This window comes from Fischerella thermalis PCC 7521 (genome assembly GCF_000317225.1).
Taxonomy (GTDB): domain Bacteria; phylum Cyanobacteriota; class Cyanobacteriia; order Cyanobacteriales; family Nostocaceae; genus Fischerella; species Fischerella thermalis.
The window spans coordinates 20,174-45,557 of the sequence record NZ_AJLL01000010.1 but is presented as its reverse complement, the minus strand read 5'-3'; the positions used below and the strand labels follow the sequence as shown (position 1 = coordinate 45,557).

Annotated in this window: 19 protein-coding genes; 16 read left to right on the top strand and 3 right to left on the bottom strand. The window is 38.1% G+C overall.

All coding sequences use genetic code 11. The features are described 5' to 3' along the window. Positions 1-114: 114 nt before the first annotated feature. On the top strand, positions 115-333 hold the full coding sequence (locus tag UYK_RS0102780; protein WP_009460376.1) for a hypothetical protein: 219 nt from the start codon (positions 115-117) through the stop codon (positions 331-333). On the opposite strand, the gene UYK_RS0102775 is transcribed toward UYK_RS0102780, so the two are convergent. Next, positions 325-1,179: a hypothetical protein gene (locus UYK_RS0102775; protein WP_009460377.1), complete on the bottom strand. Its 855-nt coding sequence runs from the start codon at positions 1,177-1,179 to the stop codon at positions 325-327. The genes UYK_RS0102780 and UYK_RS0102775 overlap by 9 nt on opposite strands. 578 nt (positions 1,180-1,757) lie before the next feature. Here UYK_RS0102775 and UYK_RS0102770 point away from each other — a divergent pair. From UYK_RS0102770 to aspS, 3 genes are all read left to right on the top strand, one after another. Further along, a complete protein-coding gene (locus UYK_RS0102770; RefSeq protein WP_009455703.1) occupies positions 1,758-2,633 on the top strand; it encodes a zinc metalloprotease HtpX in 876 nt (291 codons plus the stop codon). Positions 2,634-2,703: 70 nt separating this feature from the next. Next, positions 2,704-3,102, top strand: coding sequence for a hypothetical protein (locus UYK_RS0102765; RefSeq protein ID WP_009455700.1), 399 nt, complete (start codon positions 2,704-2,706; stop codon positions 3,100-3,102). Positions 3,103-3,400: 298 nt separating this feature from the next. Continuing rightward, positions 3,401-5,188, top strand: a complete 1,788-nt coding sequence (gene aspS, locus UYK_RS0102760; protein ID WP_009455698.1) for an aspartate--tRNA ligase — start codon at positions 3,401-3,403, stop codon at positions 5,186-5,188. Positions 5,189-5,461: 273 nt separating this feature from the next. Here aspS and UYK_RS0102755 read toward each other — a convergent pair whose 3' ends face one another. Beyond that, complete coding sequence (locus UYK_RS0102755) at positions 5,462-7,372, bottom strand: bluetail domain-containing putative surface protein (RefSeq protein ID WP_016870867.1); 1,911 nt, start codon at positions 7,370-7,372, stop codon at positions 5,462-5,464. 1,961 nt (positions 7,373-9,333) lie between these two features. Here UYK_RS0102755 and UYK_RS0102750 point away from each other — a divergent pair. The 12 genes from UYK_RS0102750 (at position 9,334) to UYK_RS0102695 (ending at position 24,302) form a co-directional block, all read left to right on the top strand. Beyond that, complete coding sequence (locus UYK_RS0102750) at positions 9,334-9,759, top strand: hypothetical protein (RefSeq protein ID WP_009455696.1); 426 nt, start codon at positions 9,334-9,336, stop codon at positions 9,757-9,759. A 127-nt stretch (positions 9,760-9,886) separates the two neighbouring features. Continuing rightward, the gene (locus tag UYK_RS0102745) at positions 9,887-12,085 is read left to right on the top strand and encodes a GumC family protein (protein ID WP_016870866.1); all 2,199 of its coding nucleotides are present in this window, start codon (positions 9,887-9,889) and stop codon (positions 12,083-12,085) included. 76 nt (positions 12,086-12,161) lie between these two features. Then, positions 12,162-13,523 carry a flippase gene (locus UYK_RS0102740; protein ID WP_009455694.1) on the top strand — a complete coding sequence of 454 codons (1,362 nt, stop codon included), beginning with the start codon at positions 12,162-12,164 and terminating at the stop codon, positions 13,521-13,523. Positions 13,524-13,669: 146 nt separating this feature from the next. Beyond that, on the top strand, positions 13,670-14,623 hold the full coding sequence (locus UYK_RS0102735) for a hemolytic protein HlpA (RefSeq protein WP_016870865.1): 954 nt from the start codon (positions 13,670-13,672) through the stop codon (positions 14,621-14,623). A 110-nt stretch (positions 14,624-14,733) separates the two neighbouring features. After that, positions 14,734-15,987, top strand: coding sequence for an O-antigen ligase family protein (locus tag UYK_RS0102730; RefSeq protein WP_016870864.1), 1,254 nt, complete (start codon positions 14,734-14,736; stop codon positions 15,985-15,987). 54 nt (positions 15,988-16,041) lie between these two features. After that, positions 16,042-16,938 (top strand): glycosyltransferase family 2 protein, encoded by an 897-nt coding sequence (locus UYK_RS0102725; RefSeq protein WP_016870863.1) that lies wholly within the window; start codon positions 16,042-16,044, stop codon positions 16,936-16,938. A gap of 106 nt (positions 16,939-17,044) precedes the next feature. Next, positions 17,045-18,211: a glycosyltransferase family 4 protein gene (locus UYK_RS0102720; RefSeq protein WP_009455686.1), complete on the top strand. Its 1,167-nt coding sequence runs from the start codon at positions 17,045-17,047 to the stop codon at positions 18,209-18,211. A gap of 110 nt (positions 18,212-18,321) precedes the next feature. Continuing rightward, entirely contained in the window at positions 18,322-19,422 is a 1,101-nt protein-coding gene (locus UYK_RS0102715; protein WP_016870862.1) for an exostosin domain-containing protein, read from the top strand. Between the two features lie 159 nt (positions 19,423-19,581). After that, entirely contained in the window at positions 19,582-20,679 is a 1,098-nt protein-coding gene (locus UYK_RS0102710) for an exostosin domain-containing protein (protein ID WP_016870861.1), read from the top strand. A gap of 138 nt (positions 20,680-20,817) precedes the next feature. Continuing rightward, the gene (locus tag UYK_RS0102705) at positions 20,818-21,570 is read left to right on the top strand and encodes a WecB/TagA/CpsF family glycosyltransferase (protein WP_009455680.1); all 753 of its coding nucleotides are present in this window, start codon (positions 20,818-20,820) and stop codon (positions 21,568-21,570) included. After that, a complete protein-coding gene (locus tag UYK_RS0102700; protein WP_009455678.1) occupies positions 21,560-22,726 on the top strand; it encodes an endo-1,4-beta-xylanase in 1,167 nt (388 codons plus the stop codon). Before UYK_RS0102705 ends, UYK_RS0102700 begins: the two co-directional genes overlap by 11 nt. A gap of 145 nt (positions 22,727-22,871) precedes the next feature. Further along, a complete protein-coding gene (locus tag UYK_RS0102695) occupies positions 22,872-24,302 on the top strand; it encodes a sugar transferase (protein ID WP_009455677.1) in 1,431 nt (476 codons plus the stop codon). 661 nt (positions 24,303-24,963) lie between these two features. Here the strand turns inward: UYK_RS0102695 and UYK_RS0102685 are convergent. Next, a complete protein-coding gene (locus tag UYK_RS0102685; protein WP_009455675.1) occupies positions 24,964-25,338 on the bottom strand; it encodes a hypothetical protein in 375 nt (124 codons plus the stop codon). Positions 25,339-25,384: the final 46 nt, after the last annotated feature.

Below are 25,384 nucleotides of genomic sequence, written 5' to 3'. Positions count from 1 at the left end.
CCAGCCTACGCGACATTATAAATATTCCAGTGGATCAGAAAACTTTTATCTTTATCTTCCTGGTTTCCTGCCTAACCTAGAGAAATATGAAATGTGCTAAATCTCACTTGCTGTATGAAACATCTATTTTTAAACCAGCGTGCTCAGGAATATAATACTGCTATGATTCAGGTGCTGCAAAATCTTGCAATGCAGTTAGAGGAGGAGCAATGCTGGCGACAAGGCAAGTTAATTGAGAATACAGTGAAGATTTTGTTGCAAGCAGAGAATTATAAACAGCGAGTTATTACTGTGATTGAGACAGAAATCAAGAATGCTCTTGACTCAGACTAAGGCAGTCATTAAATAGTGAAGTAGGTAGTTAAAGTAACCTCTTAATTCTTCTGCGGCTTGACTTGATACTTGCTGTGAAGATTCCCAATCATAGATGTATCTGGTTTTAATGAGCTGAAATGCTTTCACATATGTCTGAACTGGTGGCTGTTGATGAGTAATAACTTTTTTATACAACAGACGTGGTTCAATCTCGTTTTCCATGCAGCAGCCAAGTAGTTTGATATATTTGCAGATATTCCGGCAAAACTCTTCTGCTTGCGGATGCTGTGGACTCAATAATTTACTTGTTACTGCTTGCGCCAATTCTAATCGCCGAGACAATAGCCATCGCCCCGCTTCAATACAGGCTGCTCTTTGTGCTTCTATATGGGGAATAGATGCATTCAAATTTTCAATATGTGCCAAAGACTGACGGAGTTTGTCTTGTTTTTTTTCAATTTCAGCAGTGTTGATACTGGGTTGAGAATACTGCTTTTTATGCTCTAATTCATAGATTACATCTTCAACAGCTGGTTTAATGATTTGGTTAATGATATGCGCCTGTTCTTTCAGCACTTCTAGTACTTGGTGACGCAGTTCGTAGTTAATTATGTTTTCTAGCCGAGAATTTGTACTCTCTTGCAAACAATCTATCTGTTGCTGCAAGTCATGCATCACTAAGTCTTGAGACTCTTCCTTGTCCAGCATTCCCTGATATACCCGGCGTTCTAACAGTTGTAATCTTCGTTCTAAGGGGTGAACAGATGTGCTATTTAACCAGGGATTAAAAATGAACTCTGCCAATTCGTGCAAAGTTTTTCCAACTTTGTGCAAAACTCCAATGTTTTTCGTATTTTCCCTCATGGGGTTATCCTTACAGAAGAACAGTGCTATAGAGTAAAATTACTCAAAGTTTGTATACTAGAAAACATTTGTATCAACTTCGAGTCACCGAATGGTAAAGGGTAAGAGAAACAGTGGAAGGTTCAGCGGTCTCTCTCAACTTTTACCTTTTAATATTGTCTCGGCTAATCATGCAAAACTGGTGTGATAGATTACTAGTCTTTTGAAGTATTGTTAATGACCAATATTTAGTTTTCCAGAAATTCTACCGACACTATTAGTAAAGCGCAATTACACATCATGATATTTCGCACAGCTATACATTCGCTTGTGCCAAGTGTCACATAAATTCTACCGTTTTATAAATTTTCTTACTTTTGATAGATGCGCTTTATTTGAAAATATTATTTTTCCTTTCTCGGAAAGATATATGCTTCATATCAAAAGTTGTATAAATTACTCAACAACCTTTAATAATAGGAGAGAAAACCGTACAAAACAGGAGCTATATTTCTACCTGAAAAATCTGTGTTGATATCGATAAGATCAAATTGCGGCTCGAGCTAATGTTATGTAGTTGTAATCAAGAGTAAATAACTATGATAAATCAAGTGAAAACAGCCGCTTTGCTTGCTTTATTAAGCGGTCTTTTAATTACGATTAGTTATTGGGTAATTGGTGGTAGTACAGGTGTAATTGTAGGTATTGTTATAGCAGCAGTTACCAACTTATTTTCCTGGTATCAATCAGATAAAATTGCGCTAGCTGCTTATGGCGCGCAACCTGTATCACCACAAGCAGCACCAGGGCTATATGCGATGGTAGAAAGATTGTCCCAACGGGCGAATCTGCCAATGCCCAGTATATATGTCGTTCCTTCCCAAAATCCTAACGCTTTTGCAACAGGGCGCGATCCACAACATTCTGCCATTGCTGTCACTGAAGGTATTTTGCAGATATTACCAGAAGACGAACTCGAAGGTGTGATTGCTCACGAACTCACTCATATTGCCAACCGTGACACTCTTACCCAAGCCGTTGCTGCAACGATCGCAGGTGCAATATCTTTCTTAGCTCAAATGCTGAGCTACAGCCTTTGGTTTTCACCCTATTCACGGGATGATCGCAACGGGCCTAATCCTTTGGGGTTATTATTAACAGTGATACTTGCCCCGATTGCGGCAACAGTGATACAGCTGGCTATCTCCCGCACCCGAGAATTTGCAGCAGATGCTGGTTCTGCTAAAATTACAGGCAATCCCCGCGCTTTAGCCCGAGCGCTGCAACGTTTAGATGCGACGGCACGACAAATACCTCTCAATGCTAACCCTGCTTTTGAGCCACTGTTGATTACAAATGCTTTCTCAGGGCAGTTTATGAGCAATTTGTTCTCTAGTCACCCACCTACAGAAGTACGGGTGGAAGCATTACTGCGATTAGAACAACAACAAAATTCACCACAAAGAGTCTTTTAGATCACTCACCCCATCTCCCCATCACCCCATCTCCCCAATCCCTGATCACAAGATATAAGGAGAAGCGCAAATGACTTATAATCCTAACAATGAAGAAAACTTGGTTGTTGTACAAGTCAGTTCTCAAACCGAAGAAATAGTAGAAAATGAAATGGCTGGCGAGACTGACGAAGTTAAGGGTGAAACCAAAGCATTAATTGAAGCCATCAAAAGACGCGCCCAAGCCGAAGCAGAATCCGCAGGAACTCTCACTCGCGAAACTTATCTGAATGCGGTACGTCAGGCACGCCAAGCAATTGAAGGTGATAAACTGATTGAGCGCGATCGCATTGAACATTCTTGGTTGGTATTGCAGCAAGAAGCTGAGAAAAACTGGCATTTATTGCTCAAACAACTAGAAGAATTTGGCTCTCGCTGTCAAGACGCTGCTAAAGCTGCTTGGGATGCTTTTAATGCCCCACGTTCCTAATATTAGTACTGGTTTGTACTCATTTGTAGTGTTTTGAAACGCAAAGGATCGCAAAGGAGAACTCAAAGGGACGCAGAGTTTGGTTACATGCAATTTTTTAGTTAGTCTGTTTAATCGCCCTATATCTAGTAAGTATTTGTTACCCTTGAGGGGCGGGTGGGAAAACCTGCCCCTAGTTTTTTCAAAAAATTTCATCTTTTTTTTACCGGAATCACAACAATTGCAAATGATGCTAGATAATTAGAAGGTTTGACTTTTACTTAATATTGTCTAGCTTGGTAATTAAGAACTAACAACTATGCGAACTTACTATTGCGGCGAACTCCGAACAAAACATATTGGAGAAATTGTCACCTTGTACGGATGGGTAGACCGTCGCCGCGATCATGGGGGTGTAATATTTTTAGATTTACGCGATCGCTCTGGGATTGTGCAAATCGTTAGCGATCCACAACGTACCCCAGATTCCTATGAACAAGCGAATACCTTAAGAAATGAGTACGTAATTAAAGTCATAGGTAGGGTATCGCAACGTCCAGAGGAATCTCTCAATAGCCGCATACCTACAGGTGAAATTGAAATTTACGCAGATAACATAGAGTTGCTTAACGCTGTGCGTAAGCAATTACCCTTTCAGGTTTCTAGCAGCGAGACAGATCCAGTACGAGAAGACTTGCGGTTGAAGTATCGTTACTTAGATTTGCGACGCGCCCAAATGACGCGTAATTTACAATTGCGCTATCAAGTTGTGAAAGCGATGCGTCGTTATTTGGAAGATATAGAAGGTTTTGTAGAAGTTGAAACCCCTATACTTACCCGTTCCACCCCAGAAGGTGCGCGGGATTATTTAGTTCCCAGTCGTGTCAACCCTGGTGAGTGGTTTGCTTTACCCCAATCTCCGCAATTGTTTAAACAGTTGTTGATGGTATCCGGCTTTGACAGATACTATCAAATTGCCCGTTGCTTCCGCGACGAAGATTTGCGTGCTGATAGACAACCGGAATTTACGCAGTTGGACATGGAAATGAGTTTCATGTCCCAAGAAGAAATTATCGAACTCAATGAAAATTTAGTTTGTCATGTCTTCAAAACAATTAAAGGAATTGAGTTACAACGTCCCTTCCCACGTCTTACCTATGCTGAGGCGATGGAACGCTACGGTAGTGATAAGCCTGATACCCGTTACGGATTGGAATTAGTTAATGTTTCTGATGTGATCAAAGATTGCGGTTTCAAAGTTTTTCGGGATGCTGTCACTAGCGGCGGGATCGTCAAGATTCTGCCCATTCCCAATGGTAACGAAGCCATTTCTAATGTGCGGATTAAACCAGGTGGCGACTTATTCAAAGAGGCTAGTGAAGCCGGTGCCAAAGGTCTAGCTTACATCCGTGTCAGAGATAACGGCGAAATCGATACAATTGGGGCGATTAAAGATAACCTCACAGAGGAACAAAAACAGGAGATTTTGCGTCGCACAGGTGCCAAACCCGGTCATCTATTATTATTTGGTGCTGGGGACGCTGCTACTGTTAATAAAACTCTAGATAGATTACGGCAAGTCATTGCCAGAGAATTCGGACTCATCGATCCAGATAAAATCAATTTACTCTGGATTACAGAATTTCCGATGTTTGAGTGGAATGCAGAGGAAAAGCGCCTGGAAGCACTCCATCACCCGTTCACTGCACCCCATCCTGATGACTTGGACGACTTGAAAACAGCACGCGCCCAAGCTTATGATTTGGTATTCAACGGCTTTGAAGTTGGCGGCGGTAGCTTGCGGATTTACCAACGGGAAATTCAACAACAAGTTTTTGATGCGATCGGACTTTCTAGTGAGGAAGCACAGAATAAATTTGGTTTCCTCTTAGAAGCATTTGAGTACGGTACACCACCTCATGGTGGTATTGCTTACGGTTTAGACCGATTGGTGATGTTGTTAGCAGCAGAAGAATCAATTCGAGATGTCATGGCGTTTCCGAAGACACAGCAAGCACGTTGCTTGATGACAGATGCGCCTTCGGGTGTGGACGCCAAGCAACTCAAGGAGTTACACGTAACTTCGACTTATAAGCCGAAAGCGTGACATACAGCACTTTGTACTTAAATAGATTAGATCCCACCCTAACCCTCCCCGTTTACGGGGAGGGAACTGGATTTATTGTTTCCCCCCGATATTAGGGGGGATTAAGGGGGGTAAATATAACTTGTGTACACCTGAGAAGGGGCGCACGATCGCGCCTTTGGGGTGCTGGTTATATCAAGTCTTTCCCATTACCGATTACCTATTACCTACCCAAAGGGATAATATTAGTGTTTAAGGAAACCTGATATTTCTCAGCAGAGTCTGGAAAACTTTCTAGCAAATATAATTCTTGGCCCGGAGAACTCCTGCTACTATATCCTTGCCTGGCATTTTTATACCGCTCACATTCAGAACAAAATCAGTATTTGGGTCAAAGGATTTATTCTGATCATTCATGGCTAAATAGGTACCACCTCGCCATTTGAATAAAACAGATTCGTCTTTATTCAATACCTGATCACCTTGAGTTTGCTGGTCTTTATCTTTATAGGCTGCTTGAATCGCAGCAGACAGATTATTCCCTTTCACCAAACCTGCATTGTATAGGTTTGCTCCTTTAAGTCTTTCTTGGGTAGATAATTTGCCGTCTTTATCTATCTGGATGCGATCGCCTTCAATAGGGTTAAAGTTGGTGATTTGATCAGGCGCATTTACTGTTGATTGCGCAAATGTCTCTTGTTGATTTCTACCAGCATAGAGAAACTTATCTGCATCAGATCCACCTGTGAGGATATCAGCATTCACATCCCGCTTCAGGGGTTTCTCTGCTTGTTGAGTTAAGATTTTATCCGTTTCTGAAGTAGTAACAAGATTGTCATTATTTGTTTCCTTGGGGATGGGAGAAGCATTACTGACACCCTTGACTTCGCTATTGTCGCTAGAGTTTGACACCACTACTTCTAAAGCACCAATATCAGCGATCGCACTGCCATTACCATCACCATCTTGGGGACGAGTGTTACCTTGTAGATCCTTCTTCAAAGTTGTGATGCTATTGAAAGCACCAGAACCAGCATCAATCGCGGGGCTGTCAGATTTGAGTGTAAAATTACCCTGGGAAGGGTCTACAAATTGTGGATCGTAACCCAAGATATTTTCCAATCCCTTAGCATTTGGATCATCTGAAGCCTTGAATTCATAATAATCGTCATAGTTGTAAAGCAGGTTGCGATCAAAAACCACGTTTTCAGATTCAAAGAGGCTATTGGGACGGCGATCAGATCTGGCGTACATGATGTTGTTGTAAACACGCACATTTTTTGCTTTACCTACTGCAATCTCACCACCCGGATCCATATTAGTAGCATTTTGGTAAGTAGTGTTGTTGATGATGTCTACATTAGAATAGTGGTAGGCATTGATTCCCGATGAACCATTGTTATAGACAATGTTATTGGCAACTAATGTCTTTCCTTTATAGACCTCACCAGAATTTTTACCATCTGTGCTATCGAGGATAATGCCGTTTCCTTCACTGATTTTGCCTACCTCAATCCACGGAATCAGATTTTTGTTATCATAAACTGTATTACCTTGAATGATGAACTTGTAGTCATTGGTGTTATTGTCCGTGTTGTGGTTGTAAATAACGCTAATTCCACTAGTCCCTAGAGGTGAATACCAGGAGTTTCCAGAAACGGTGTTATTCTCGATGGTGATGTAGTCTGCCTTTTCTGCGGAAATGCCTGTAGCTGGAAAGTCACGGACATTGTTGTCGGCGATGACAATGTGGTGAGAGTAACCATCTATCCCAGACCCATCATAGGATGGGGTAATTGCAATCCCAGAACTATTAGTTAAGGGATTTTTGATGTTGTATTGCTCTTTTTTGGCATAATCTAGCGTCACTTCATTCTTACCACCTTCTAAGTCCAGTCCTTCAACGCGTATGTAGGATGAACCAGAAATGTGAATCCCATAATCGGTGTCCTTAACTTTCAGCTTTGGTGTATGTCCTGGATAAGCTTTAATGGTTATCCAATTGTCCTGTGAGCCATTTTTCCTGGAAATTGATAAAAGTGCTCGATCAGAATCGGTGGTGTAAGTCCCATCCATGACGTAGAGGGTATCACCTGGTTCTAGCCGATCTGCCCCTTCTTGCAAAGTTTTAAAAGCATCCTTTTCACTTAAGCCATTGTTACTATCATTACCTGTCTCAGCGTTAACATAGTAAGTATTAGCCATTATTTAACTCCCAAGGTGTGTAAGAGGAAGATAGTAGTGTCCCTTTAGCAAAAACCTTGAAGTTGTATTAGACCCGTCACATCTAGAAATTACGTCACGGATCAGTGTAAGTCCCTATGCCTATTATTACTGGACAAAATGAGTACATTGTCCCATAGGAAATTTCTTCATTTCGCTAGGTTCACAAGATAAACGAATCACATTTGCACATATAGCAATGGCGATCGCAAATCTTAAACCTAGACCACTATCTAGTGTGGTTATCGAAATGAATTTTTGATGAAACTTGGTAGACTTTACACCTTAACTTCAGGTAGCTAAAGATTCAAATTTTTCAGTTGAGGTAATTCAAACCCTTTACGTAACTGAGCATGAAAAGTTACGTTTACAGTTACATCAATCAAGAGCAACTGAATAATGGCAGATGCCTAAATTTAGTCTTCAATCGCAAATGAAATTCAAATATTTGAATATTCTTGAACATTATACAGATATTTCACTTATTTTCAAATTATTTGTTTCTTGCTGAAGCTATATCGCCAATTCATGAAACTCTGTAGATGTTTGCCTCAGGTAAGGTTTTGATCTGCTCAATGATTAAAATCTTTTATCTTACTTAGGATAGAAGATAGATACATCAATAACATTTCTCTCGGTATAAACTTTTATACTAGTCTAGATGTATAAAAATTTAAGTTAATTAAAACTTTTAACATTAAGGTAACAATTTACCCAATAAATTTTTCAAATTAATATTGATATAGGTTATGTCTATTTCTTTTTACATATCTGCTAGTGTCAAAACATACTCTCTTTCAAATTTGCTGAAGCGTCACTTTTGCTAATTGAGCATATATTATGCTATTACATTTCATCTGTGATCTTCCACAAAGCTCCTAATAATTGACGTTGGTAAAATCATGCCTATGAATATACTTAGAGGCGTAGATTATACTAGTTCTAAATAATATAGTTATAATTAACTATGGTAAAATAATATCTATGAATATACCTAGAGGCATAAATTGTACTGGTTTTAAATAATTCTGTATAATGTTTTAATATTTTTTGTATACATATGCTGTATACTCCAAGATGTAAAATCCAAACGTAGATGTTATGAAAAAATCGAATCACTGTATACTGAAAGTAACATTAATTACCTGTAAACAATGAAGTTATCAAAAGTCGAGGTAGCTATACAAAAATTCTATTACTTGACCAAGATTCTCATACTTAAATCTAATTTTGCGGTCGCTGCAAGATTTGATATATCTATGCTATATAAAAGCAAAACAATGTAAAAATTTTTACTTGTAAACCTAGAGGAGTGAAACATATTAGACACAACAACTTATGAAATGATCAAAGCATCTGCCGAGTTATAGATATTAGAATTTTTGAATTTTACTGTTGTAATGACACAGTTTTAAGCTCAAAGACCAAGGGAAGTGGCACGATTTGCATTCCATGCCAAAAACAGTGCGACTTTAATCCCGTGAAGGGATAATCAAAAAAATTGAATAAATGATTTTGATTTTAGGGAGTAGGGCTTCGATGGTCGATTTTGATCTCAGTCCCTCCAACTAAACCATCTTGCTGAATGATTTATTTGTAGATCTTAGAAAGATGGCTGAATTAGCAGAGAAATTGTAACTACAATTAAAGAAATTGCCTAAGCTTTTCATGATCTAAGGAGATTTAGCGATCGCTCATCGCCAGATTTCATTTTGAATTTGTGGACAAAAGAGATAATTACTATGTGTTTGATTTGTATTTTTAAGGAAAATACTTTGCAGAATCTTTATAAAAAAATGATTAAATAATCGACTAACTAAAGTAAATTTAAACTAAACACTGAAACCAAAGTGGATATGAACTTAGACGGTCTAACTTGATCTCAGTTCCTCCAGTTCCAACTTCTTGCTCTGCTGTGCATTTACCCAATAAGGGAGGTCAAAGTGCAAAGAAGATGTGATCGAAATCGCAAGCGTTCAAAGCGGCGAGCCATCTATTGTCCAATTCATGGATGCTATCTCGATAGTGTCAGTCAAAAGTATCAATTATTTGCTGATCGTCCAGGGCAACTCCAGCAGCGAGGAATAGGACGGCAAACCGCACTGTTTTTAGTAGCGAATAAAACAGCAGTACCCTTAGAAGGAGAATGGTTAGAAGCATTCTGGTGTGATCAGTGCCAACAAACAAAGTGGTATCACCTTAAAAAGCGTGAGCGGATTTATGAAGTATTCGTAGCATCTCCAGAACTTTGGCAACAAGCAATCGGTGTAATTTACCCTGAAGGAAATCCCTCTGTAGGAGAATTTACTCGCAGACATGCAAGAATGGTTGGTTGTAAATCCAGCAAGGATTTCGGATTTATCAGTTAATATCAATAATTATTTTTGAACCTGTACAGAAGCTAACTTGTGTAATTATATGCAGTTTTATAGAAATTTGGTATAAGTGACTTGCAGATCTAAATGAATGTGTGATTAGTTAAGGTCAATATCTGCCATGAAGGAATCAGAATTTCATGTTGAAGAGATAGATTTTCAAAAATACTTGCTTGTCCTGCAACGACGTTGGATGACGGCAGTAGGTGTTTTTGGAGTAGTCTTCACCCTTGCATTGCTGTATGCATTATCAATTAAACCTACATACACAGCGCAAGCAAGTCTGTTGATTAAGACAAGTCGCACCTCCTCACTCACAGGATTAGGAGAAGATTTAGGACGACTGGAATCATTAGTGCAGAATAACAGCCCTGTAGACACGCAGGCAAAGATCGTTACATCTGTTCCTGTCCTTCAAGCAACCATTACATCCCTTAGTCTCAAAAATGATGAAGGTGAACCTCTAAAAGTCGAGGATCTTCAGAAAAAATTAAAGGTAGAGGGTGTCAAAGGTACAGACGTTCTGGAAGTTTCCTATACACATCAAGATCCCCAATTAGCTGCAAAAGTCATCAATAAAATAGTTGAAGAATATACCAAGCAGAACATCCAGGCCAACAGAGAAGAAGCAATCTCTGCTGGCAAATTTATGTTGCAGCAATTACCCAAAACTGAAGAAGCCGTTCAAAAAGCAGAATTAGCCTTACGTAGATTCAAAGAGAGAAATAAGATAATTGTCCTGCAAGAAGAAGCAACCGCAGCAGTTAATACAATTTCCAGGTTGGAAGATGAAATTGCCCAAGCACAAGCCCAACTTGTTGATGTTAATGCTCGTTTGGAGAAATTACAAACTCAGGCTAGGGTCAATTCACAAGAAGCTGTATCGGCAGTAGATTTGAGTCAAGTACCTGGAACTCAAAAAGTACTGACTGAACTTCAGGAAGCACAGTCGGAATTGACAGTAGCACGAACCCGTTATCAACCCGGACATCCCACAGTTGCTAATTTGGAAGAAAAAGTTTCTGCTCTCAGAAGCTTACTACAACAGCGAATACAGCAGGTAGGTGGCAATAATCAGCAAATCTCTACAGCAAATTTGCAGATGGGAGAGGTGCGACAAAAGCTGATTGAAGATTTAGCCAATACAGATAAAGAACGTGTCGGTTTGGAAAGACGAATCGCTGAGTTAACTAATACGTGGTCTGTTTACAAACAACGCGCCAACATTCTACCTAAGTTAGAACAAACTCAGCGGGAGCTAGAGCGAAAACTGAAAGCGGCTCAAACAACTTATGAAACTCTATTGACAAGAATACAGGAAATTAACGTAGCAGAAAACCAGAATGTTAGTAATGCCCGGATCATTTCCCCTGCATTAGTACCAGATGAGCCAAGTGGTACTAGAAAAGCTTTGATTGCAGCAGGTGGAGGAGTTTTAGGTATAATGCTAGGAATAATTGCTGCCCTTGCTGTTGATTTGATAGACCGCTCTATCAAGACTGTTAAAGAAGCTAGAGAACTGTTCCAGTACACATTACTAGGGGTGATTCCTAATGTAAGTAGGAATAATAAAAACAGCTATTCAGTACAAGGGTTAGATAGACCAATTCCTAGAGTGGTTGGTAGGGACATTCCTCATTTCCCGGTTGGGGACGCCTATCAAATGCTGCAAGCAAACTTGAAATTTCTTTCATATAAGCAGCTAAAAGCAATTACAGTTACTAGTTCCATTCCTAAAGAAGGAAAATCAGAGGTTTCTGCTAACTTAGCTGTCGCTATGGCACAAGTGGAACGTCGGGTGCTGTTGGTAGATGCTGATATGCGTCATCCCATTCAGCATCATATTTGGCAACTAAGTAATAATCAGGGCTTAAGCAATATCATTGTTGACCAAGTGCCCTTGGAGACAATTGTTCACGAAGTAATGCCTAATTTACATGTTCTGACTTCTGGAGTGATACCTCCCAATCCAGTTGCTTTGTTAGACTCTGACCGTATGGCTACGTTAGTTGCTAGCTTTACCCAAAAATATGATTGTGTGATTTTTGATGCTCCACCTCTAGCAGGGACAGCAGATGCAGCAGTTTTGGGTAAATTAGCTGACGGCATTTTGCTGGTGGTGCGTCCAGAAGTAGTTGACTATGCAAGTGCTAATGCAGCTAAAGAGTTTTTAACTCAGTCAGGTCAAACAGTATTAGGTATGGTGATGAATGGCGTAAGTGTGAAGCGCGAACCAGATAGCTATTTCTATTATGCAAAAGATTCAGTGGAGTCAACGGGTGTGTCTAGAAAATCTATTTTGGTAAGAAATCATCGATAAAGTTCTTTTTGCAATACTTAATTAGAGGTGCGATCGCTTTTGAGGTATTGGCTTACAGTGTTAGAAAAGCATAAAAATGCTCAAAAAAATAGAAAAAATTACCCATAAACTCAGTCCTAACCTACAAAAGATTATTGGTAATACAGGTTGGCTGTTAGCTGATAGAGTCCTGCGAATGGGTACAGGACTATTAGTAGGAGTATGGGTAGCTCGCTACCTCGGTCCAAAAAATTTTGGTATTTTCAACTATGCGATCGCTTTTACTGCAATATTCAACACAGTTGCCAATCTCGGGCTTGATAACATTGTTATTCGTAACATTGTCCGCCAACCAAATAGTAAAGATGAAATATTGGGTACAGCCTTCTTCCTGAAGGTCTTTGCCCAAGCTACAATCATATTTGTGTCAATTGCAACAATTATCATCCTTCGTCCTACTGAGACTCTTACCCACCAACTGGTTGGAATCATTACTGTAGGAACGTTTTTTGAATCTTATTATGTAATCGATTATTGGTTCCAATCCCAAATTCAGTCAAAATATACGGTTTGGTCTAAGAACATAGGTTTGGTGTTAGCTAGTAGTATGCGGATTGTATTAATCCAAATCCAAGCTCCATTGCTTATGTTTGCTTGGGCTTATGCAGCTGAAACTGCTTTGAGTGCTTTAGGGCTTGTAGTTGCGTACCGTATAAAAGGCTATTTTATACAAGCATGGCATTTTAGCTGGAAATATGCAATAGAACTACTTAAAGATAGTTGGACGCTGATTCTTTCGAGTTTTGTCATCATGATTTATATGCGAACGGATCAGTTAATGTTAGGTCAAATGATTGGTGATAAAGCAGTAGGAATCTACTCAGCAGCAGTAAAAATATCAGAGCTTTGGTATTTCATACCAATGGCCATAACAAATTCAGTATTCCCATCAATTGTGAAAGCCAGACAAGAAAGTCAACAGTCATACTATGAGCAGATACAAAAAGTTTTGGACTTTCTCACGATACTATCTTTGGCAGTTGGTGTAATTGTGTCATTACTATCTCATCAAATTGTCAATTTGATGTATGGTCAAGAATATTCAGACGCAGGTGCTATACTTGTGATCCATATTTGGACTGGAATATTCGTTTCCTTGGGCTTGGTAAGTAGTCTATGGACAACAGCAGAAAACTTAATGCCCTTTGCATTTATAACCAGTGCTAACGGTGCAGTCATAAATATAGTTTTGAACTACTTCTTAATTAAAAGTTATGGTGGTGTTGGAGCAGCGATGGCTTCACTAGTTGCTCAATGTGTAGCTTCATATTTTTCATATCTACTTTTACCACAAACAAGAATCATTTTTATTCAACAAACAAAAGCACTTGTATTACCAAGCTTGTTTAAAAGATTATTGAATTACACCAGAGTATTTAGAAAAAATGAGCTTAATTAGATAGTCATTCGTATTTTAAATGCATATTTAAGGGATGAAAATGCCTATGGTTTAGTTATTTTTATTTTGAAGGTTTAAAATAATTAAAATAATATTGTACTTCTATATCCAAATAGATTCAGATAAAAACTTTGGGGAGAGTTATAATGTCTGATTTTCGTCTGAAAACTCCAGTAGCTTTTATTATCTTCAAACGCCCACATACCACCGAACGTGTGTTTGAAGCAATTCGCCAAGCGAAACCACCAAAACTATTTGTCATAGCAGATGGCCCCAGGGAAGACCGTGCTGATGAATCAGAAAAATGCAAAGCTACTCGTGCAATTATTGACCGTGTTGATTGGGAATGTGAAGTTATCAAAAATTATTCTGAGGTGAATATCGGCTGTGCAAAGCGTCTTCCTAGTGGTTTAGATTGGGTATTCAATCAAGTGGAAGAGGCAATAGTTTTAGAAGATGATTGTTTGCCTCATTCTACCTTTTTTCAATTTTGTGAAACCTTGCTTGAGAGATATAGATACGATCAAAGAATTTGTACAATTATTGGTCAAAATGTACAATTAGGACGAAAAAGAACAGACTATAGCTATTATTTCTCTATTTATAATCGCTGTTGGGGTTGGGCAACTTGGAGACGAGCATGGCAAAACTTTGATTTTGACATGAAACTCTGGCCAGAAATTAAAGAAAGTCGATTCCTGGATGATATACTCATAGACTCAAAATCTGTTAAGTTTTGGCAACAAATCTTTCAGGATACATACGACGGTCGTATTAATACTGTATGGGATTATCAATGGACTTTTAATTGCTGGCTTCAAAACCAACTAAGTATTGTCCCAAATAATAATCTGATTTCTAATATTGGTTTTGGCAATAATGCAACTCATACAAAACATACCAAGGGTAGGTTTGTGAAGACTTATGCTAATATGCCCACAGAACCAATTAGTTTTCCTCTAAAACATCCACCATACATAATTCGTGATTTAAAATCTGACAGATTCATGCAAAAAACCTTCTTTGAGTATGGCAATTTATTGACAACTATAAAGTCGGTTATTAAGAAAAAAATTATGAAAACTGAGTCAAAAACTTAAACATAAAAGCACTATGAAATAACTGGTCTTTTCACATGCTTAAATAAAATATAAAAATGTGTAAATCGTGAAATTTGTGTAATCTAACGACAACAGTCGGAGTTTATCAATTGAAAAACAAATTATTGACTTCTCTGCTATTAAAGCTAGAAATAGCAAGCGTTATTTTCTTGCTTTTCTTTGCTGAAACAGTAGTAGTACCAGATGCAGTCAGAACTCTTACAAATATCTTGAGTTATGGAATTGTAATTCTTTTAGTTAGTGTGCAATGGCAGCGTATTGCATATGTTGCTACCACAGACAAAACTCTAATATTGTTGACTATAATTGGTGTATTTTCAGTTTTCTGGTCTTACAGTCTAGGTGATACAGTAGAACAAGTCAGAGCTTTAGTACGTTCAACTATATTTGGTCTATATTTGGCTTCGCGATACACACCAAGAGAGCAGATAAATTTGTTGTCTTGGGTAGGAATTATATCTATATTTTTATGTACAATTGTTGGCTTCGCTGTACCTTCTGTTGGCACTCATGTTGTCAATGGAGTTGTATCTTGGAGAGGTATATATGCTCACAAGCAACACATGGGTCGCTTCATGGGTTTTTTAGCCTCAATTTTTTTGATTAATATTTTAGACAAACGTTGTAATCGCTGGTTCGCTTTTATTTTACTGTTAGTTTCATTAATTCTGCTTGTCCTTTCTAATAGTAAAACAGGATTAATAGTTTTTCTTTATCCTATCTTTGCTTTTCCAATTTACATAATTGTGAAACAAAGAAAAAATAGATTTTTTATTCTATTGCTCGCAGTACTGATATTCACTATTATATCTGCTTTGATTTTAGTAAATTTAGAATCAATAGTAGTTAATTATTTAGGCAAGGACATTGAGTTTAACGGACGTATTCCACTGTGGGTATCAACTATACAGGAAGGTTTAAAACGTCCTTTTTTAGGTTATGGTTATAATGCGTTTTGGACTAGTGATGCTTCTTATGATGTCATCCGTAATACGTGGCTACGGTATGAAGATATAGATCCTGACAGTCCGTTTCAGGCTCACAATGGCTTTATTGACCTATTTGTGCAACTGGGTTTTTTGGGGTTATCACTTTTTGTATTTCATTTATTGACAGTAATATACAGGGTAGTCAATATCTTGTTTATGACTAGAAAAATAGAAACCTTTTGGATGTTTATGTTTTTGGGAATTAATGTCCTAGTTAATACTAGTGAAGTGATTACATTTATGTCAACTAACAGCGTATTCTGGATTATTTATGTATCAATAGCCTTTTCATCAGCAGTTGAGTACAAGCAAATCAAACGAGTTCAGTTAATTAGTTCTTTAAATCAAGCATAATTGCTACTTTAGCTAGCATTCTTTATTAGCAATCATCAGAATAATAAATACATTATGATACGTGAAATAGAGTATACAAAACTGGCTGTGTTAATTACCTGTTACAACAGGCGAGATACAACCTTGACATGTTTGCAAAAACTTTATCAACAAAATGTGACTTTTGATGTTTATTTGGTTGATGATGGTTGTTCTGATGGTACATCGGATGCAGTCAAACAACAGTATTCTTCAGTAAAAATTATAAAAGGCAATGGAAATTTGTTTTGGGTAGGTGGAATGCGCTTAGCATTTGCCGCAGCTCTCCAAGAGGGTTACGATTACTATCTTTGGTTGAATGACGACACCTTACTTGATCCTAATGCCCTGACTAAGTTAATTACTAATCATTATGAGCTTACACAACAAGGTCATCCTGATGCCATAATTGTTGGCTCGACTCGAGATCCATTAACAGGTAAAGCAACTTATGGTGGTGCTATGCGTTCAAAGCGTTGGTACTCAAATAAGTATGAGTTTGTAGAGCCAACAGAGGAACTTCAACAGTGCGATACGATGTTTGGCAATTGTGTACTTATTCCTAATTCTGTTGCCCAAAAAGTAGGTAATTTGGATTCTGCTTTCATCCATACACTAGGAGATATAGATTATGGACTCAGAGCGCGGAAGTTGGGATGTTCAGTATGGATAGCACCTGGGTACATAGGTACTTGCTCTAAAAATTCTGTTAGCGGGAGTTGGGTCGATACCAAGCTTCCGGTTCATAAACGCTTAACAAAACTGCTCCAACCTAAGGGTTATCCAATTAAAGCATGGACTGTTTTTACCAAACGACATTCTGGCCCATTTTGGTTTATTTATTGGTTCTTACCATATCTACGTGCTGTTATTGGTTACAGAGATTTAACTGCATCTCCTGCTTTTTGTGAAGAAGTTCAACCGAAAATCTAAAAAGATTTGCTCTCATGGTTAACAATATTCACAACTCTATAAAAATTCAATCAATTAAGACTCAGGGGTATTGGATTAGCTGAGCAAATCTATCAACCATAAAATTATGAGTAAACGCTTATTAATTGTTTCCACTCTTGATTCTAGTCAGCCTTTTGGTGCGTTTACAAGACCATTTTACCTTGGACAATATCTTAGTAAAGAGTTTGAGCTTTATCAAGTTGGCTTAGATTGTTCAGCAGTTAACTACGCACCTTCAGTCTCTATTGGCTCAAGAAGTATTCCTTTGTATGTCAAGACAATTAAAAAATGCATAGAAGAGTTTCATCCTGATGTTGTATATGCACAAGAAACACTACCTGGAATAACATCTTTGATTGCATTGACTACCACAAAGCAGAAAAATTGCTCTCTTGTCTTGGATTTTCACACTTTTTCTGCCTATGAATACTGGAGTCGCTTATCTTCTGTTCCTAATCCTTTGAAGGAATTTTTGCAATTAATTAAGACATATATTGCTCAGGGAGTGTTGATATTTTCTGGTAATCCTATTATTGCCGCAGGTGAATCAACTCCCAAACTGATCCAGCAATGGTATGGTAGACAACCCAGTAAGATTTACTGTATAGGCAATGGAGTTGCTGAAGACTTAATCAACGATCAATTTTCTGATACTACTGATCCATACCAACAAAAGCGGCCAGCCAAGATAGTAGTTGTTGTTGCTCCTAAAACTTTTCAATTTCCGAGTAACGATATGTCTGTATCGATGGCGATCGAAATTGCCAAACACCTGGAATCTCATGAGCAAAAGGTTCACTTTGTGGTGATTGGTCGTGATGTGAGTGATGTTGACCAACCATTACCAGCAAATATTACTTTTGTTGGTTTTTTACCAGAGCGAAAAGATTTTGTTAATTATATTAAGTATGCAGATATAGGATTGCTACCATTTCCTAAACAAGCTGTTGCAGGTGGCGCTCGCAATAAAGCATTAGATTTTTTCGCTAGCAAAAAATTAGTTGTATCAACTCCAGAGGGTTTGAGGGGACTAGAAGAATTCTGTAATCAAAAGCATTTGATTGTAACAGGATTCTCGACTGGAGAGGTGGCTGATGCGATACTAGATGCAACATCCAACATGGAGAAATATCAACCACTTACAGAAGCTGCATATACTCTAATTAAAGAAAAATATTCGTGGTCAGCAAGAGCAAGAGCAGTTGCTGAAATTTTGGAAGCAACCAGAGATAAATTCAACATAGCTAAATAAAAGGCTAGTTGCTTGATAAGATTGTATAAACTTTATAAATGGGAATATTAGAAGTCTTAAAATATGGTTACTTAATTGTGCAAGAACTATAAAATTAATAAAACAATAGGATGAAAATAAAGATATTTTCAGATCCGGAATATCTTCCTGAAGGAGTTTATCCTGTTTCTCTCATCCAACCTTTTTGGCCAGAATATACAAAAAATTTTCAAATAGAAAGGGGAGGCTATTATATTCCCCCTTGGGATAAATTAATTACTAATTATGCAAAGATAAGTAACTCTTTGTTTGAAATCACTTCGTTAAAAGAAGCAGATTTTGCTGTTTTACCTTTTGATTGGTTAGAGGTTTCTGGAAACACATGGACAGCGAAGAGAAATAAATCAGCATATGCTTTAGCGATTGATTTCGTCCAAATGGTAAAGGAAGCTCGTAAGCCAATTATTATTTTTTATTGTGGCGATCGCTCCCATGAACATATTCCCATTCAGGATGCTTTTATTTTTCGTCAGTCCCTCATAGGTGCTAGAAGGCAGTCCAAGGAATTTGTCATGACTGCATTATATGAAGACTTAGTAGAATATTATCTCAAAAACCAGCTGACCATACGCCAAAAGCAAGAAAAGCCTATTGTGGGATTTGATGGTTGTGCCGATCAAGGTAATTGGTCAATAAAGCTTAAGGACTTAATTCGTCAAGGAGCAATGCTGGCCACTAACGGAGAAACTTTTCCACCCTACGAAGGACATCGCTTGCGAAATCAAGCTTTGAAGTATCTTAGCAATAGCCCTTTAGTTGAGACTAATTTTAAAATTCGCGACAAAATGGCGTTCTTTGAAGCTAAAGAACCTGAGGAAAAACTAAAAGTGCGTCTCGAATACGTGCAAAATATGGTGGAGAGTAACTATATTCTTTGTTGTCGTGGTCGAGGAAACTTCTCTCTCAGATTCTACGAAACATTGTGTTGTGGACGCATTCCTATCTTTGTCGATACTGATTGTGTTTTACCTTATGACTTCAAAATTGATTGGAAAAAATATTGTGTTTGGGTAGACAGTAAAGACTTGCCGCAAATTGCTGAAAAAGTAGCAGAGTTTCATAATAATCTTTCACCTGAACAATTTGTAGAACTGCAATACGATTGTCGGCAGATATGGAAAGATTGGTTATCTTATGAAGGATTCTTTAACAACTTTTGGCAACATTTTTAGCTTTTCTTACTAAGGAATGTTACACCATTCTACAAAGACGGTAATAAGATGAATGTTGAGGCTGTGACGTAATTAAATTTAATTACTTCACGGCTTTATTTTTGAAAATGTGATTAATTCATTCTGAAATATAAATCGACTGAAAAAATAGAAGTAGTTATGAAGCTAAAGATATTCTCAGATTTACATTACCTGCCCAAAGCTTCACGCCCTGTCACTATACTTCAACCCTTTTGGTCTTCTCCTGCGGACAATGATGTATCTCCTTGGTCAAAGTCTATAGTTCATTATGCCAAAATTAGTCATTCTTTATTTGAAATAACCTCACTAGAAAAAGCAGACTTTGCCATTTTGCCTTTCGACTGGTTAGATGTTAGAGGAAATACATGGACTGCCAAAATTAATAGCTCGGTCATGTCTTTAGGTATTCAGTTTGCAGAAATGGTAAAGCAAGCAAAAAAGCCCTTGATTGTCTTTTTTGCTAGCGATTGTTCCCATGAAGAAATTCCAATTAAAGACGCTTTTGTCTTCCGTCAATCGCTATTAGCTTCTCAAAGGCGTTCTGGTGACTTCGCCATGAATGCAGTTTATGAAGACTTGATTGAGCATTATCACGAAAATGAGCTTCCCATTCGCCAAAAAAAAGCAAAGCCCGTCGTTGGGTTTAATGGTTATGCTTATAAAACTAATTGGAAAGTTAAGCTTAAGGAAATTGTCCATAAGGGTGTAGTTTTGAAAAACGGTGGAACATCATTTTCACCATATAAAGGACATAGCCTACGAATGGAGGCTATGAAGTATCTCAGCAAAAGTCCAGAAATTGAGACAAACTTTGTAGTTCGAGAAAATATGGCATTCTTTGAAGCTAATGACCTAGAGCAAAAGCTAAAATTCCGTATGGAATATTTACGTAACATTATTGAGAGCGATTATATTCTCTGCTGTCGTGGTCGAGGAAACTTTTCTATACGACTTTTTGAAACATTATGCTGTGGACGCATTCCTATCTTCGTCGATACTGATTGTGTTTTACCTTATGACTTCAAAATTGACTGGAAAAAGTATTGTGTTTGGATAGATAGTAAAGATTTACCGCAGATTGCACGAAGAGTTCTGGAATTTCACAACAATCTTTCACCTCAAGAATTTGTAGATTTACAGTATGAATGTCGGAGGCTATGGAAAGAATGGTTATCTACCCAAGGATTTTTCACTAATTTTTGGCAGCACTTTCCGGAGAAATATTTCAAAAAATGACTTTAATCTATTGTATTTGTCAGTCAAAATGGCTTATTTTTAAACACAAATAATCAGTTTTTGTTATTATTTATAATAAAAATATATTTTGATATACTTCTAATTTTAGATAGCGAGTAAATATTTATAGAGGTAATCATGAAGCAATTGCCCTACAAATTTCTAGGTGTACAATTAGATCCACTTTCTATTTCAGAACTCAATTCATTAGTTACAGAATCTATACAAAGAAATAAAAAATGGATTATTGCCAATCATAACTTGCATAGCCTTTATCTTTACCATCACGACGCAAAAATGCGAGCTTTCTATGCAAAGGCCAATTACGCCCATATAGATGGTATGCCATTGGTTTTCTTGGGAAAGCTGTTAGGTTTTCCACTCAAGCGAGAGCAAAGAGTCACTTATGCTGACTGGGTGTGGTCTCTAATGGCAGAAGCAGCTAATCAAAGCTGGCGTGTGTTTTATTTAGGATCTAAGCCAGGAGTTGCAGAACGAGGAGCTAAGATTTTACGTGAGAAGTTTCCAGGTTTAGAAATTGCTGTTCACCACGGCTATATAAATAAAGGAAGTCAGCAAAATCTTGAAACCTTGGCTGCAATTAATACTTACCAACCTCATGTGTTGATGGTGGGAATGGGTATGCCACGTCAAGAATACTGGATTTTAGACAACCTAGAGCATATTCATACCAATGCTATCTTGACTAGTGGCGCTTGTATGGATTATGTTGCTGGAGCTATTCCGACTCCACCTCGCTGGATGGGAAAGATGGGTTTGGAATGGTTGTATCGCCTATTTAGTGAGCCGAAAAGGCTTTGGAGACGTTACCTAGTAGAACCTTGGTTCGTAGCTGGACTATTCTTACGGGAGATTCTCAATGCCAAATAGAAGATTAGTAACTAGGCGACAAGCCTTATGGCTAAGTTTAGGTACTCTGACAAGCATAGGAGCGATCGCAACAGCTAAGGCTGGATACGAAAGTCACCAGATCCAATCGCTCGATAACTCAAAAAGAAACTTTAAACTAACTACCTATACGCCTTTAAAAAAGCGTGCGTCGGCTAAGGGAATCATTTATGGAGCAGCAACAAGACGGGATCTTTTGGAATCAAATCCAAAATTAGCAAGTAGTTTTGTTCAACAGTGTGGAATTTTAGTCCCAGAATGGGAACTCAAGTGGAATTTTTTACGCCCTACTCCTAATAGATTTGACTTTACTGCTGGTGATTGGTTAGCTAAATTTGCCCGCACTCATGGGATACTTTTCCGAGGACACACTTTAGTCTGGCATGAAGCTTTACCTGAATGGTTTGAGGAAGTTGTTAACCGCCAGAATGCAGAAAAATTTTTGGTAGAACACATTACAACGGTTACAAAACATTATGCCGGACAAATCCATTCTTGGGATGTGGTCAATGAAGCAACAAAAATAGATCACAAACGCTCTGACGGCTTACGAAACTCACCTTGGCTAGAGTTTCTTGGACCAAATTACATAGAGCTTGCTTTTAGGATTGCTGCTGAACAAGATCCAAAAGCCATGCTTGTCTATAACGATACCGAATTAGAATATGACATCCCCAAACATGAAGCAAAAAGAGGTGCAATTTTGAAACTGCTAGAGCGTTTAAAGTCCAGAGGAACGCCAATTCATGGTTTTGGTATTCAATCACATCTATATGGTCACGAAACTCGTTTCAATCCTAAAAAATTACGGAAATTTTTAGCTGATGTTGCAAGTCTTGATCTGAAAATTTTGGTTACTGAACTAGATGTGAGAGATCAAAATTTACCCAAAGATTTAAAAACTCGCGATCGCATTGTGGCTGCTGCTTATGAAGACTATCTTTCAGCGGTTCTAGATGAAAAAGCTGTGATTGCAGTATTAAATTGGGGATTGAGTGATAGCCACACTTGGCTTGCACAATATGCTCCCCGCAAGGATGATGCGCCAGTACGTCCTTTGCCCTTTGACTCAAACCTCAAACCCAAGTTGGCATGGAATGCGATCGCAAGGGCTTTCGATCAAGCATCAAAACGCTAAATAAAATCAAATTTTCAAAAATTTAAAGTTAGGTTCGACATAACAAGTCAATGAGTGAGTCTATTCCTAGTTTCATTTTTTAAGTCAAAAATCCTAAATTTTATATTCAGAGTGGTCTAATCAATTATGAGGAGGAAAAGCAGCTATGACTACTAAATCTTTCGTGCCAGTAGTTAGCTTCAAACCAGACTTACGCTCCGCAAAAGCTACGAGGATACAGAGAGGACTAGCTATCAGACTTTGGCGAGTCGTAACACTAATTTCTCTTGACATTACCGCCCTAATCTCAGCATGGAGCTTAGCCATAATTTATGGAACACCATTAAATTCTCCTTGGACACAAAAACCTTCTTTTATAATACTAACTCTGGTTTTGGTAATAGGCATGATTGCCACCAAAGGTCTATACAAAGCAGGTATTCAACGTCGCAACTATCCTGGATTAGTCAAAGCCATAACTCTGTCACAGGTATTACTTTTATTTATCGCTTTTCTCTACGAACCAAATCACTATGTCTCCCGTTCAACTTTTTTGATTTTCTGGTTGTCATCTCTGCTGTTTATCTGTATTGACCGCTATTTATTTGATGTTACTACTAAATTATTGCGTCAAAAAGGAGCGATTCGTCATCCCATATTTTTAATTACAGAAAAAGAAGACAAAGAAAATCACATCAGAATTATAGAAAAAGAAAATTGCTACACAATCCAAGGTATTGCTGACTCTAGCTGCTTGGATTTATGTAATCGAGAGTCAACTTTTGAATATCTGCGTCAGCAGGGAATAGTAGAGGCTTTTGTTTCTTGGAGTGCGATAAAAAATCGTTTATATGTTTGCTGGAATTTCCATACAGCTGGTATTACCTTGCGAATCCTACCAACCGACAGCGAAGTGCGTCATCCTAAATCTATTTTTTGGATGATTGGTGAAGTTCCCTGTATGACAATTCCAGCACCCATTATTACGGGTAGTGATTTTTGGGTAAAACGGTGTTTTGACCTTTGTTGTTCTGTAATTTTGCTGTTGCTACTCTTTCCCATTTACGTGTTAATTGCCATATTAATTAAATTAGATTCTCCTGGACCAGTCTTCTTTAGACAAGAGCGCATTGGCTTACATAGCCGGAAGTTTAAAATTTGGAAATTCCGGACAATGGTTACTAATGCAGAAAAGTTACAAGCAACTTTAGAAGCCAAGAATGAAATTAAAGATGGTGTACTTTTCAAAATGAAGGATGATCCCCGCATCACCCGAGTTGGTAAATTCTTGCGTCGTTACAGTCTGGACGAATTACCACAACTATTTAATGTTTTTCTGGGAGAAATGAGCCTTGTCGGTCCTCGACCCCTTCCTATGAGAGATGTCGAAAAGTTTAAAACAAAGCACTTTATCCGACAAGAAGTTCTTCCTGGTATCACTGGATTATGGCAAGTCTCTGGGCGTTCTGATATCGACAACTTTGAAGATGCTGTCAAACTAGATCTCGCTTACATTGAAAATTGGTCAGTCTGGCTAGATTTAAAGATCTTACTTCAAACGGTGAATGTAGTTCTGCACAAGACTGGTGCTTACTAAATAACTTTAAATCAAAAGATTTGTTGTTTCCTCAGATGAAGTTTGAGAAATATTAAAAATTTTGGTTTATCCCCCTAAGCTTTTTTGAAGGAAAGTTAGGGGAATATCTAATTGCTTTGTATATCGACAAGTACTTTTCAAACCTCATCTAAACCCGTGTTTGCAAGTTTTAAAGCTGGGTATGTGAGGAGGGATACAGAGCAAAAAAAGAGGGGAGGGGGAATCTCTTTTTGCTGCTGCTGCTTCCAACAATGGATGAGGGAAACTTTCTCTCCTCACAGCGCGACACAGGTAGCACGGTTATAGGGATAAACAGATACTAAATCAGTACATCCGTGTTAAAAATACCTCTTGTGACACTACTTAGAGCGAACACTAACATTGAACACTACTAGAACTGTTGTTCTTCTTCGTAGAAGAAAAACTCTGCTAAAAGTGTCAAGCCAATAATCCAAAGAAAGCACAAAATGGAAAAGCCAATAATTACTGTCATTTTTATCACCTTAACCTTTTGTTAATTTGCTTTTAAAATCTTGATAAGAATGGATTAATTTTCTGACAATAAAAAATTTAAACACGTAAGATTGTAAATTTACGATTGCTAGTGATGGGTAAGAGAAAATCAACCTGAATAATTCATTCTGTTTTCGCAACAATTCATTTACTCCCGCACATCCACCTGTAACTGCAATCCGTCATTACCGTTAGTATTAGACTGGGCAGGTTGTAAGATTAGCTCTGAACCACTTGTCTGCGATCGCGGTTTGAGAATTCTCTGTAACTGCACGGGATTGTTGATTTGTTGAACAGCCTGCCCAGTATTCGTATTGTTGTTAATTTGACCAGCTAAATTTTGTTGTTGGTCAAAAAATATTGCAAAGTCATTCTCAGCTGTTCGATCAGTGATTCCAGTCAGCGAATCACCAGATAAGGTATACCCCTGTTGATGAGAACTCGATGATTGAGCTTGAACCTTGGTAGACAAGCCAGCCACAGCTACCGCAATTACCAAAACAGCAAGAATTCTTTTATTCATTATGTTTATCCAAACTCTACATATATATTTGTATTAGATAGTGCCT

Bases quoted from the DNA above. Each gene is read 5' to 3' on its own strand.
- aspS (WP_009455698.1), top strand. From the start codon at position 3,401: ATGCGAACTTACTATTGCGGCGAACTCCGAACAAAACATATTGGAGAA.
- UYK_RS0102700 (WP_009455678.1), top strand. From the start codon at position 21,560: ATGCCAAATAGAAGATTAGTAACTAGGCGACAAGCCTTATGGCTAAGT.
- UYK_RS0102695 (WP_009455677.1), top strand. From the start codon at position 22,872: ATGACTACTAAATCTTTCGTGCCAGTAGTTAGCTTCAAACCAGACTTA.
- UYK_RS0102685 (WP_009455675.1), bottom strand. From the start codon at position 25,338: ATGAATAAAAGAATTCTTGCTGTTTTGGTAATTGCGGTAGCTGTGGCT.
- UYK_RS0102710 (WP_016870861.1), top strand. From the start codon at position 19,582: ATGAAGCTAAAGATATTCTCAGATTTACATTACCTGCCCAAAGCTTCA.
- UYK_RS0102745 (WP_016870866.1), top strand. From the start codon at position 9,887: ATGAAGGAATCAGAATTTCATGTTGAAGAGATAGATTTTCAAAAATAC.
- UYK_RS0102720 (WP_009455686.1), top strand. From the start codon at position 17,045: ATGAGTAAACGCTTATTAATTGTTTCCACTCTTGATTCTAGTCAGCCT.
- UYK_RS0102765 (WP_009455700.1), top strand. From the start codon at position 2,704: ATGACTTATAATCCTAACAATGAAGAAAACTTGGTTGTTGTACAAGTC.
- UYK_RS0102780 (WP_009460376.1), top strand. From the start codon at position 115: ATGAAACATCTATTTTTAAACCAGCGTGCTCAGGAATATAATACTGCT.
- UYK_RS0102715 (WP_016870862.1), top strand. From the start codon at position 18,322: ATGAAAATAAAGATATTTTCAGATCCGGAATATCTTCCTGAAGGAGTT.
- UYK_RS0102725 (WP_016870863.1), top strand. From the start codon at position 16,042: ATGATACGTGAAATAGAGTATACAAAACTGGCTGTGTTAATTACCTGT.
- UYK_RS0102755 (WP_016870867.1), bottom strand. From the start codon at position 7,372: ATGGCTAATACTTACTATGTTAACGCTGAGACAGGTAATGATAGTAAC.
- UYK_RS0102735 (WP_016870865.1), top strand. From the start codon at position 13,670: ATGTCTGATTTTCGTCTGAAAACTCCAGTAGCTTTTATTATCTTCAAA.
- UYK_RS0102770 (WP_009455703.1), top strand. From the start codon at position 1,758: ATGATAAATCAAGTGAAAACAGCCGCTTTGCTTGCTTTATTAAGCGGT.
- UYK_RS0102775 (WP_009460377.1), bottom strand. From the start codon at position 1,179: ATGAGGGAAAATACGAAAAACATTGGAGTTTTGCACAAAGTTGGAAAA.
- UYK_RS0102740 (WP_009455694.1), top strand. From the start codon at position 12,162: ATGCTCAAAAAAATAGAAAAAATTACCCATAAACTCAGTCCTAACCTA.
- UYK_RS0102705 (WP_009455680.1), top strand. From the start codon at position 20,818: ATGAAGCAATTGCCCTACAAATTTCTAGGTGTACAATTAGATCCACTT.